Source organism: Maritalea sp. (assembly GCF_051251695.1).
Taxonomy (GTDB): Bacteria; Pseudomonadota; Alphaproteobacteria; order Rhizobiales; family Devosiaceae; genus Maritalea.
Genome location: NZ_JBPOEU010000033.1, coordinates 21,713 through 31,905, shown reverse-complemented (window position 1 = coordinate 31,905; position 10,193 = coordinate 21,713). Strand labels below are relative to the sequence as shown.

General features: G+C 48.9%; 12 protein-coding genes. 7 read left to right on the top strand and 5 right to left on the bottom strand.

Translation table 11 applies throughout. The features are described 5' to 3' along the window. Positions 1-570: 570 nt before the first annotated feature. Genes ACSHWX_RS15985 through ACSHWX_RS15975 form a run of 3 tightly spaced genes read right to left on the bottom strand, consistent with a single transcriptional unit; the run spans position 571 to position 2,194 of the window. Positions 571-1,500, bottom strand: coding sequence for a hypothetical protein (locus tag ACSHWX_RS15985; protein ID WP_435669236.1), 930 nt, complete (start codon positions 1,498-1,500; stop codon positions 571-573). A 14-nt stretch (positions 1,501-1,514) separates the two neighbouring features. Then, a complete protein-coding gene (locus tag ACSHWX_RS15980) occupies positions 1,515-1,913 on the bottom strand; it encodes a hypothetical protein (protein WP_435669235.1) in 399 nt (132 codons plus the stop codon). 2 nt (positions 1,914-1,915) lie between these two features. Then, positions 1,916-2,194, bottom strand: coding sequence for a hypothetical protein (locus tag ACSHWX_RS15975; RefSeq protein WP_435669234.1), 279 nt, complete (start codon positions 2,192-2,194; stop codon positions 1,916-1,918). Positions 2,195-2,207: 13 nt separating this feature from the next. Between ACSHWX_RS15975 and ACSHWX_RS15970 the strand changes: the two genes are divergently transcribed. Continuing rightward, entirely contained in the window at positions 2,208-2,498 is a 291-nt protein-coding gene (locus ACSHWX_RS15970; RefSeq protein ID WP_435669233.1) for a hypothetical protein, read from the top strand. A gap of 86 nt (positions 2,499-2,584) precedes the next feature. On the opposite strand, the gene ACSHWX_RS15965 is transcribed toward ACSHWX_RS15970, so the two are convergent. Next, complete coding sequence (locus tag ACSHWX_RS15965) at positions 2,585-3,478, bottom strand: LysR substrate-binding domain-containing protein (protein WP_435669232.1); 894 nt, start codon at positions 3,476-3,478, stop codon at positions 2,585-2,587. A 156-nt stretch (positions 3,479-3,634) separates the two neighbouring features. Between ACSHWX_RS15965 and ACSHWX_RS15960 the strand changes: the two genes are divergently transcribed. From ACSHWX_RS15960 to ACSHWX_RS15935, 6 genes are read left to right on the top strand one after another with little or no spacing between them, the layout of a single operon-like run. Beyond that, a complete protein-coding gene (locus ACSHWX_RS15960) occupies positions 3,635-5,245 on the top strand; it encodes an ABC transporter substrate-binding protein (RefSeq protein ID WP_435669231.1) in 1,611 nt (536 codons plus the stop codon). Between the two features lie 24 nt (positions 5,246-5,269). Beyond that, positions 5,270-6,274 (top strand): ABC transporter ATP-binding protein, encoded by a 1,005-nt coding sequence (locus ACSHWX_RS15955; RefSeq protein WP_435669230.1) that lies wholly within the window; start codon positions 5,270-5,272, stop codon positions 6,272-6,274. After that, the gene (locus ACSHWX_RS15950) at positions 6,274-7,245 is read left to right on the top strand and encodes an ABC transporter permease (protein ID WP_435669229.1); all 972 of its coding nucleotides are present in this window, start codon (positions 6,274-6,276) and stop codon (positions 7,243-7,245) included. Before ACSHWX_RS15955 ends, ACSHWX_RS15950 begins: the two co-directional genes overlap by 1 nt. Before the next feature lie 9 nt (positions 7,246-7,254). Then, positions 7,255-8,121 carry an ABC transporter permease gene (locus ACSHWX_RS15945; RefSeq protein ID WP_435669228.1) on the top strand — a complete coding sequence of 289 codons (867 nt, stop codon included), beginning with the start codon at positions 7,255-7,257 and terminating at the stop codon, positions 8,119-8,121. 2 nt (positions 8,122-8,123) lie between these two features. Beyond that, the gene (locus ACSHWX_RS15940) at positions 8,124-9,173 is read left to right on the top strand and encodes an ABC transporter ATP-binding protein (protein ID WP_435669227.1); all 1,050 of its coding nucleotides are present in this window, start codon (positions 8,124-8,126) and stop codon (positions 9,171-9,173) included. Positions 9,174-9,195: 22 nt separating this feature from the next. Then, positions 9,196-9,669 carry a gamma-glutamylcyclotransferase family protein gene (locus ACSHWX_RS15935; protein ID WP_435669226.1) on the top strand — a complete coding sequence of 158 codons (474 nt, stop codon included), beginning with the start codon at positions 9,196-9,198 and terminating at the stop codon, positions 9,667-9,669. 288 nt (positions 9,670-9,957) lie between these two features. Here ACSHWX_RS15935 and ACSHWX_RS15930 read toward each other — a convergent pair whose 3' ends face one another. Next, complete coding sequence (locus tag ACSHWX_RS15930; RefSeq protein WP_435669225.1) at positions 9,958-10,137, bottom strand: PLDc N-terminal domain-containing protein; 180 nt, start codon at positions 10,135-10,137, stop codon at positions 9,958-9,960. Positions 10,138-10,193 lie beyond the last annotated feature (56 nt).

Below are 10,193 nucleotides of genomic sequence, written 5' to 3'. Positions count from 1 at the left end.
TCAACAGGCCGGATACATATGAGCGACTTCCGAGAACATGCAGAAATCACTTGCGAACAGCAGCCGGTACATACATAAATCAATGCGTTTTTCAACAGAATAGGCTCTAAACGGTCATTGACTGAATGTCGTGACTGTCTGCACCGGGCCCTTTAAGACCTAAGATGTGACGATCCAGAACCCGTGGCGGAACACCATATTCAGCAACCCTAATCTTAAACGAAAAAGGGCTTAGCGAACTATGCAAGATGTGTGCAGGTGTAATACACCCGCACCACTTGGGAAGGGGACCCGCTGCGCGTCCCCGTTCCATCCCCTCGGCTTTTTGTTACGTTTCTGGCTCAATGAACAGTCAACCTACCAATGAAACGTAACGCCGTTTTCTCACTTGCTAACTTGCCACCGCAGAGTGCCTACCGCAGCGATTCTACTCATGTCATGGAATCGGTCACGGAGTTCTGCCAGGAGAAATCGCATCCAAATGGCTCTTATTCGGCAGGAACGTGCGCCAATTGCCGAAATAGTCGATATAATTCAGTATGCCTGACTTAACGCGAAGTCGTGACGGTGTTATGAATTTGCGGCTGGCAACTCCTGAACACGTGCCTGGATCCAATCAATAATCTCTGTGTTTAGGGCCTCAGGAAGGCTCACGTTGGCTTTATGCACAACATCCAATAGGCGCAATCTATCAAAGACCACAATTTGACCTCGAAGCCCCGACATCCTTAGCTCTTTGTCTTCAATCACGAAGGGAGCGACAATACCCGCTCCAGGCTGAACTGCGGAATTCAAGTACTTTTGCCAACTGCTAGCGTCGGGTGTTTGGACCTTATCTCGCCAGTTTTTGCCACTCGCGCACTGCAAAAACAGGGTGGGAGTTGCTTCCCGCTCGTCTGAGAAGTCCCGGTAACAAACTATATCTAGTCCGCCATCATTCGCATCCGGTGAAATCCATTCTTTTAAGTCTGATGCACCTCTCATGGAAAGTTTATCACAAAGGTCGGTCACGATCAGAGGAATGTTTTTTGTATTTTCTGGCGACCAACCCGCGCGGTACGAAATCCATCCTGGTAAAAGGTGTGGGCAGACTGTCTCAACTACTTTTTCAAATAGATCACCTTGAACGGTAAAGTCCTGGTGGGCTTTCGCCCATTCAGGATAAATTCTAAGAATGGACAACAACACAAAAAAAGCACGGATTGGTTCGTCTTGCCAACGCGCTCCGGATTGGATCCTTGACCCATCTATTTCTAAAGTCGCAGGTATCCCGCCCCATCGTTTCCTGAGCGCCAATTCCGTCCATCCTGCTGTCACAATAATGTGCGCGAGGTCTTGCCCCTGATCGTGGCAGACTTGTTCCTCAATCAGAATATCTACGATTTCATTCTTCGAGATGTGACTTTCTGAGAATAGTAAGCTGGCCTCAATCCAGTCAGCAAGAAAGTTGATCGTTACGTTGTTTTCATTTACCGAGCGACGAAACCCCTTTTCAGGCATACCGAGCATGAGTCCTAAAACCCGAAACGGCTTTTAAGCTCGTCCACATTGGCAACCAGCCGTTTCACAATACTCTGCAATTTTTCATCCTCTTTATAGTGATGGATGGAAGACAATGATTCCTCGACATTATAAGCGGCTGTCGATATCAGATCGTACACTTCTTCTTGATCGCCTCCCGCTATTACAAAAGCCTTCTCGAGGCTAGGACGGCGTACTGATCGGAGGTACTCCAGACCGTCCGCAGATGCTAAAACTCTCGAGAATTGTCCGACTTGTCGAGAATCTGTCACTACTGGTGACTGCGTTGCATCACCAAACAGCCAGCGAGAGTATTCGCCCAATTGCTCAATATTGCCCTCGGGAACTGGCGGATTTACATCCTTTGGGTCAATGCCAAATTTGCCTGTCACACCTAAGAACTGCTGAACTCCTTTTTCCCGTAACGAGAGAAAAAGTACACTTGTCCGTGTTCATCCCAATTCTCTACAGCGTCCAAGTACGCCTTGATGTTGGATTGATTGACGTTCCACGCTTGAGCGAGATCGCAATCAATTTCTTCTCCGTCTATGAACTGCAGTTCAAATTCCTCGACGGGTTCACCGTAGTGATTTACGGCAATTGTGGCTTTGGCCTGATAGTCCTCAAAGCTCCCCGCGTATGAGGCTGATGCTGAAGCGACGCTCAAACACATCAGAGCGCTCCAATTGGAACGAAATGCAGGCAACCTCTATGCCGATGTGGTGCTGGGGGAAATTTATCGTGACGATTGGTTCAACGCGCAAAACGAAAAATTGGCTCTAAAACACTACTTATTGGCGGCTAGCAATGGCCTTAAGTCCGTCAGCCTTTCCATTGCATCAATGTACGAACAAGGAAGTGGTGCAAAAAGGAATTTGCCAGAAGCGCTGAATTGGTACGAAAAGGCCGCCAACGACGGATGGCTGGATCCTGATGGACAGATCACTAAATTGAAAGCACTGATGGCCAATCAATAATATGCAACGGTGATTGTTGAGCGTCGATTAGGCCGTTCAATGGATTGAAACAGCAAATGACGCGAGCATAAATCAGGAAGCTGCGGTCATTCAGCTTTGGTACATTCGCGTTTAACCCACTCGGAAAAAGCGGCAACCCGTTTATCGCCACGTAGCTTGTTCGGACAGGCAAAATAGTATGCTTCTTCGCATTTCATGCGCGCACCTACGGGCACTACTAAGTCTCCGCGCAGAATTTCCTTTCTGACCAGAAAATCTGGGATCAGTGCGAAGCCAATGCCGTTTACTGCGGCTTGGATCACGAGGGCATAATGTTCAAATCGCGGTCCGGATTTGATGCGGTTGGGCGCGAGGCCAAAATGCTCGCTCCATGTGTTCCATAACTTTGGTCGCGTTGTGTGATGGACAAGCGGAAAATCCAAGATGGCATCAATGCTGTCCGGGGTTTTGTCCTCGATAAGGGTTGGTGCACAGACTGGGATTACATGTTCTGCCATCAAATAATCTAACTTAGCACCTGACCAATCATTCATTCCAAAATGGATGGCAATGTCGATATCTTCATTGTCAAAATTAAACGGCTTGATCTTTGAAACCAGATTGAGATCAAGCCCATGGTGCGTGGAAATGAAACCATTTAGTTTGGGCACCAACCACCGTGAGCCAAAAGTCGGCGGAACGGCAACAGTCAGCAGTCCCATGGATTGATTATGCGTGATAAATCGGGAAGTTGATGCCTCAATTTCACTCAAAATTTGAGACATATCCTGCCCGTATCGTTCCGCTGCAGGCTCGATAAACAGCCGCTTGCGTTCACGTCGGAACAACGGCAGCCCCAGTTGCGACTCCATAGACAGGATACGCCTGCTCACAGCACTTTGCGTCATGTTTAGCTCTTCTGCGGCTTGAGTAACGCTGCCTAAACGATACACAGCCTCAAAGCAAACCAGTGAGTTCATGGATGGCAGCGTGCGACGCATTTCATATCCTTGCATTCCAATATGGAATGATATTTGCCTATTAACTCGTTTTACACAAGGTCTTTTTCTCTCCAATCTTGCAGATGTAATTCACCATAAGTCGACACAACGGCATGTGGGATTTTTCAGCCGACAATGTTCGGCAAGGGAGGAAAAATGAAGAAGCAACTTTTACCATTAGCGGCCCTACTTTTGAGCTCAACATCTTTGAGCGCGTTCGCAGGCGGCGAAAAAGTGCCTGAAGTCAATTTCTTGACTTGGCCAGCAGCTAAATACCAACACTATTACGAAACCAGTAACTATGTGGCTGAGGGCTGGCGTGAGCTTGGATTGACCGTCAATCTAAACCCTCAGCCATTTCCAAACCCAATGCTGGGCAAGTGGTTTTCTGAGCATGATTTTGATGCTGTGTTGTCCGTACTTTCTGGCGCGCCATACCGTATGGAGCCAGATTTTTTCACTAATGCGCAGTTCAACTCCGCGAACTCTGCTCCGGGCGACTGGAACGTGGGTGAGTTCTCTGACCCGGAGGTTGATCGCCTTGGTCTGAAACAACTTGGTATTTACGACCCTGAAGAGCGTCGTGAGGTTGTTTATGAACTACAAGCGGCTTTACACAGAGCAAAGCCAGAAGTGGTTGTGGCGGCTGTCATCTCTACGACCGGCATCAACACTGAAAATGTGGAAATTCCAGGTTTTGAAGCCGCTCCAGATGGTTTGCGTTCGATTTGGAACCTGACCAAAATGACATCAAAAACCGGTGAAGCGGTTAAGATGGGTCAAACAATTGACCAAGCTTCGTTTAACCCGCTCGCCGTCAACACGGCAGAAGACTTTATCAATCTTAGTTTGATTTATGACCGGTTGATTGAGCTTGGTTCTGATGGCAAGCCACGTACACGCTTGGCGGAAAGCTTCAATGTCATCGATGACACAACAATTGATGTAAAACTGCGCGATGGCCACACATTTTCTGACGGTAAACCGGTTACAGCAAATGATGTGAAGTTCTCATTTGACTACTATAAAAAATGGGAAGCTGCCTACTACAAGAAATATCTTGAGCGTCTTGAAAGCGTAACCATTCTAGATGACGGAACGCTACGCTTTAAGCTTTCCGAAGCCTATGCGCCCTTCATCTTGCATACTTTGGGCCAAGTGTTTGTGCTTCCAGAGCATGTTTGGGGAAGTGTAATCGAGGACACAGGCATCTCCAAGCCACAAGAATATCGTAACACTGACCCCGTCGGTAGCGGACCTTATAGCGTTAAATACTGGAAGGAAGGCCAAGAGCTTTATTTGGCTAAGCGTGATGACCACTTCATGAAGCCCGCATCAGACCTGCTTTATGTCGTGTTTGGCTCAGCTGAAGTTGTCGGCGCCGCGTTGAAAAAAGGCGAAATCGACATATCCCTCCAGCCGCTCGTACCGACAGTTGTGGAAGAATTTGCTGCAGAGCCAAACATCAAGCTGTTCCGCACAAATTCAAACGGTTACGTGTCCGCTCGGTATAACGTATCTGGTCCTGTGTTCTCAAATGAGAAGCTACGTCAAGCTGCGGCTTGGGCTGTTCCTTACGACCAAATCATTGAAGAAGTGCTTGGTGGCGACGCCACACGCAGTGCCTCTTCAATTGTTCCGGTCAATGGATATTGGCACAATGCAACGCTTGAATTGCCTCAATATGACATCGAAAAAGCACGCAAGATGCTTGCCGATGCAGGATTCACCTGGGACGCAGATGGTGCGTTGCATTTCCCCGAGTAACATCTTTTAGGATCGTCGTTTATTATGATGCTTCAAGTAAAAGACCTCGCCAAGCACTATGTGCTTGGCGAGGGCCTCTCCTCGCTTTTTGGACTTAGTCAAAGCCAAACAATTCGCGCTGTTGACGGGATCAATCTATCCGTTCAGCCCGGTGAAGTATTGGGACTGGTCGGTGAAAGTGGTTGTGGAAAATCCACCCTTGCCCGCCTGCTCGTTGGTCTTGAAGAGCCAAGCGAGGGGGAAATTTCATTCGGTGGCGAGGATATGGCGCGGCTTCGCCAGAAGGACCGACGCGCCTTCCATCGGCAAGTACAAATGGTTTTCCAAGATCCATACGGGTCTTTAAACCCACAGCACACAATCCTAGAAATTGTTAGCCGGCCGCTAATCTACCAAAAAACCGGCCTAGACAAAGCCGGGCTTCGCGAACGTGCAATAGAAGCATTGTCCGAAGCAGAATTGTTACCAGCGGAACGATATCTATCAAAATTCCCACATGAATTGAGCGGTGGCCAGCGTCAGAGGGTGTGTATTGCACGCGCGTTGGTGCTCAAGCCAGACCTTATTGTGGCCGACGAACCCATATCCATGCTCGACGTGTCGATTAAATGGGGCATTGTACGTTTGCTGAAACGGCTGGTTGAGAAACGCAAAATTGGGCTGATTTACATAACGCATGATCTATCTTCGGTACCCGCTGTTTGTGACAAATTAGCGATAATGTATTTGGGACGGATCGTGGAAAGTGGCCCTTGCCGGGAAGTGTTCGCGAACCCAGAACACCCCTATACGCAGGCATTGTTGGCAGCCACGCCAAATCCCAACCCAGACATTGTGCGCGAACGTCCCATAATTTCGGGCGCTATCCCAAGCGCTGCGAACATCCCCTCAGGTTGTCGTTTTCACCCAAGATGCCCGGTGGCGGAGCCTATCTGTACAACTGATTTTCCTCAATCTCGCGGCAAGGGCTATCACCGGACCGAATGCCATCTTGCAGTCCACGGCAAACAAGAATTGGCGGCAGACTGATGCGACAGTTTTTACTCAACCGAATTTGGCATGCGCTACTCACCCTTTTTGTCATGGTCACCATGATGTTCTTTTTGTTCCGTCTGTTACCCGGGGACCCTACCGCGACAGTGATCAGCCCTGCCCTATATCCCAAGGCGCAAGAGGCGTTAAAGGCACAGTTCGGCCTTGATAAGCCGCTTCACGAGCAATATTTCATCTATTTGCGGAACTTGCTGGTTTTTGACTTTGGCATTTCATTTCATACATTGCGCCCAGTTGCCGGAGAAATTGGCAATCGGTTGATCAACACGTTGGTGCTGATCCTTCCGTCTATGATCGTTGCTTATGCCATCGGTGCATTTGCCGGGGCCATGGTGGCCTGGAAACGTGGCAGCAAGATTGAAGGTTTTCTTGTGTTGTTGGCAACTGCATTGCAATCCACACCAGTGTTTTGGTTGGGCATGCTCGCAATTCTTTTCTTTTCAATTCGCTTGGACCTCTTCCCCGTGGGTCACATTGTTTCGCCCGGCAAGTTCCCAGAAACCAATCTACAGATGTATTTGTCGCTAGACTTTCTGCATCATCTGGCGCTGCCATTTATTGTCAATGTGTCTTATCAATTCTGCTTCCCATTTTTGTTGATGCGTTCGACGATGCTTTCAACAATCGGCGAAGATTACATTGAATTGGCCCGCATGAAGGGCGTGCCGGAAAATCGCATTCTTTATCATCACGCGATGCGTAATTCCATGCTGCCCTTGGCCACAACATTGCCGATGATTTTGGGCTGGGCCGTTGCCGGATCAGTTGTTATCGAGACCGTATTCTCGTGGCCGGGCTTGGGCCTTTTGATGGTCGAAGCGGTAGGCCGCTCTGACTATCCAGTTGTACAAGCCGCATTTCTTCTCATTGCAGTTTTAACCGTAGGCGGCACGCTATTGGCCGACCTCATGTACGGGATTTTAGATCCCCGTATCACCTACAAATAGGAGGACTAGATGTACCGAACAGTTTCGCGTTTCTTTTCCATCATTTGGAGTTCTCCAGCTGGGCGCGTCAGTTTAGCTGTCTTCGCACTATGTGTGGCCACTGCGATCTTGGGGCCACTGATTGCCCCATATGGGCCAACTGAACGCATCTATGACGAAGCTGGCAAGCTGGTGCGTCTCTCCCCACCGACATGGAACCATTGGCTAGGCACCACGCTGCTTGGCCGTGACGTGATGAGCCAAATGCTCTGGGGTGCGCGCCCCGCGTTGATCATTGGTGTTCTAACGGCACTTGGCACGGTTGTGATCGGGGTGAATATTGGTTTGCTTGCAGGTTATCTCGGGGGTTACGTTGATAGCATCTTGATGCGCATTACCGATATTTTTCTCGGGCTTCCATTCTTGCCATTCATGATCGTTCTATTGTCACTCACCGGACAGAACATTTGGACCATCATTTTCGCGATGATGATTGTGATGTGGCGCTCAACAGCTCGCATTGTGAGAGCGGAGGTGCTCTCCCTGCGTGAACGCCAATTCATTGCCGCCGCACGTACAACCGGGGCGAGTGATTTCGATATTATATACAAAGAAATTGCACCCAACATTATGCCCTTTGCACTCGTGGGCATCACCTTTGCACTCGCTTGGGCCATCATCACGGAAGCCAGTATCGGGTTTTTGGGCTTTGGCGACCCAAATGTGGTGAGCTGGGGCTCTATAATCTATGACGCCTACGCATCTCAAATGATGTACCGCGCACCGTGGTGGGTCGTGCCTCCAGGCATCGCCATTATGGTTCTTGTGACTTCTGTTTATTTCATCGGCCGCGCCTATGAAGAAGTCGTCAATCCACGCATCAAACAGGCGGGCTAGATATGAATCCAACTCAACAAACTCGCCCCGCTCTATCCATAAAAAGCTTGGATGTAGATTACAACACAGGCGCTAATCCTGTCGCTGCTTTGCGAGACATAAATATCGATCTCTTCAAGGGCGAGCGTGTCGGGTTGGTGGGTGAAAGCGGGTGTGGGAAATCAACCCTACTTAAGGCCATAATGGGGGTCTTGCCGTCCAACGCTCGAACACCAAACGGCAAGATACAATTAGAGGCGACGGACTTGCTAACGGCTGATGCCGAAACAAAGCGACAGGTACGATGGGCGCGTATCGCCATGATTACGCAAAGTGCATTGAACGCACTCAACCCGGTGCATAAAATCGGCGCTCAGATTGTCGAAGCCATACAATGCCACAGGTCCGTTCCAAAAGAGCAGGCGCGCAGCAGAGCTGCCGAATTATTTGATTTGGTCGGCGTGCCCTCTGAACGACTTGATGATTACCCTCATCAGTTTTCAGGCGGTATGCGCCAACGCGCCGTTATTGCCATGGCGTTGGCGTTAGAGCCAGAAATTGTGTTGGCAGATGAACCAACAACCGCTCTAGATGTGATCGTGCAAGATCAGATTTTTGAACGCCTTTATACCTTGCAAATTGAGCAAGGGTTTTCAATTGTTCTGGTGACCCACGACCTCGCACTCGTTGTTGAAAGTTGCGAGAGAATAGTCGTGATGTATGCCGGCATGGTGGTGGAAACCGGAGACACAAAAAACATCACCCGTACGCCCATGCATCCCTATACGGCGGGCTTGCGGTACGCGATCCCAGACCTTTCGCTCGACCACGAGCCGATTTCCATTCCAGGTGCCCCACCTGACTTGTCGCAGCCGCTACAAGGTTGTCGGTTTGCGCCGCGTTGTCCCATGGCAAATGATTTGTGCCGAAGTCAAATTCCACCACTTGAAGCTGTCGGGGCAGACGAAGGTGAGCGTTTGGTGCGCTGCCACCGGTCAAGTGAAATGAACCAATTCCGCACCAAGTTGAGCCAGCAAGAATTCTGGCACGGCGAAACGACGTCAAACGAGTAATTTAGAAAACGGAGAGATTAAAATGCATTATTTTGCTTATGGCACCCTTTTGGTTGAAAACAGCATGCAAGGCGTTTGCCCAAGTGCAAAAAACGTCGGTTATATGCGCCTTGATGATTATGAAATGGCCTTTGGCAATTGCACCAGAGAAGGCCTGGCGGGCTGCACATTGATCCGCAAAAAAGGCGCGGTTACATATGGCATTCAGTATGAATTGACTGATGAAGACATGGCTAAGATGGACGAAGCAGCCGAAGTTGACACACAACAGTGGATCCACAAGCCAATCGTTTTGATCGATGCCAACGGCAAAAAAGTGCCTTCCTCAACATATGTTATTCCTGGCGATTTAGACGAATGGTCGCCAACAACCAAATATGTATCATCGATCCGCGCTGGGCTGGAAACATCGGACTTTCCTGAAGATTACAAGACCTTTTTGCGTGACATGATTACAGCTGTGGTCTCTAAAGAGACTCCTAATGAGCGTGCGTAGTTTTGCAAATTTAATTGTATAGTGGTGACCGCAGGCAATCGCGGCGTTTGGCCGACTTCCGATCGGCAGGAATACCCGATTAAATCCCGCTCGTTCGGATATACGAGTGACATTTGTGTTTCATCATTTAGTATCCCAGATCGACTTGGTCAGATATTCTGTGGTTGAATTATTTCCAATTCGCCACATCGCAGCTATTTCCATCAAAAAAACAGGCGGCAAGCGTGTTGCTTGCCGCCCTGGTAATGTTTGGTTTTCCGTCAGCACTTCAATTTGTTCCAGTGCGTGCTAATTCGATCGCCCTAGGAGGAACCAAAGAATTAGGCCAAGAACTGGCAGAGCAAGGATTACGATGATCCAAAGCGCTTTTGTAAGTGTTGGTGCGCCAGATTTAACAATTTTAAGAATAGCCCAAATATCTATAATTAGAATAATTAAGCCAAATAGTCCGCCAACTTCAAGTCCCACTGGTTCGTCCTTTATTTGTTTTGTCGGTTGCAAGTTCAGTGTTCTGCTGTCAACCA

Excerpts from the sequence above, each read along its gene's own strand:
- ACSHWX_RS15945 (WP_435669228.1), top strand. The coding sequence starts at position 7,255 with ATGTACCGAACAGTTTCGCGTTTCTTTTCCATCATTTGGAGTTCTCCA.
- ACSHWX_RS15975 (WP_435669234.1), bottom strand. The coding sequence starts at position 2,194 with ATGTGTTTGAGCGTCGCTTCAGCATCAGCCTCATACGCGGGGAGCTTT.
- ACSHWX_RS15950 (WP_435669229.1), top strand. The coding sequence starts at position 6,274 with ATGCGACAGTTTTTACTCAACCGAATTTGGCATGCGCTACTCACCCTT.
- ACSHWX_RS15960 (WP_435669231.1), top strand. The coding sequence starts at position 3,635 with ATGAAGAAGCAACTTTTACCATTAGCGGCCCTACTTTTGAGCTCAACA.
- ACSHWX_RS15985 (WP_435669236.1), bottom strand. The coding sequence starts at position 1,500 with ATGCCTGAAAAGGGGTTTCGTCGCTCGGTAAATGAAAACAACGTAACG.
- ACSHWX_RS15955 (WP_435669230.1), top strand. The coding sequence starts at position 5,270 with ATGATGCTTCAAGTAAAAGACCTCGCCAAGCACTATGTGCTTGGCGAG.
- ACSHWX_RS15965 (WP_435669232.1), bottom strand. The coding sequence starts at position 3,478 with ATGCGTCGCACGCTGCCATCCATGAACTCACTGGTTTGCTTTGAGGCT.
- ACSHWX_RS15940 (WP_435669227.1), top strand. The coding sequence starts at position 8,124 with ATGAATCCAACTCAACAAACTCGCCCCGCTCTATCCATAAAAAGCTTG.
- ACSHWX_RS15935 (WP_435669226.1), top strand. The coding sequence starts at position 9,196 with ATGCATTATTTTGCTTATGGCACCCTTTTGGTTGAAAACAGCATGCAA.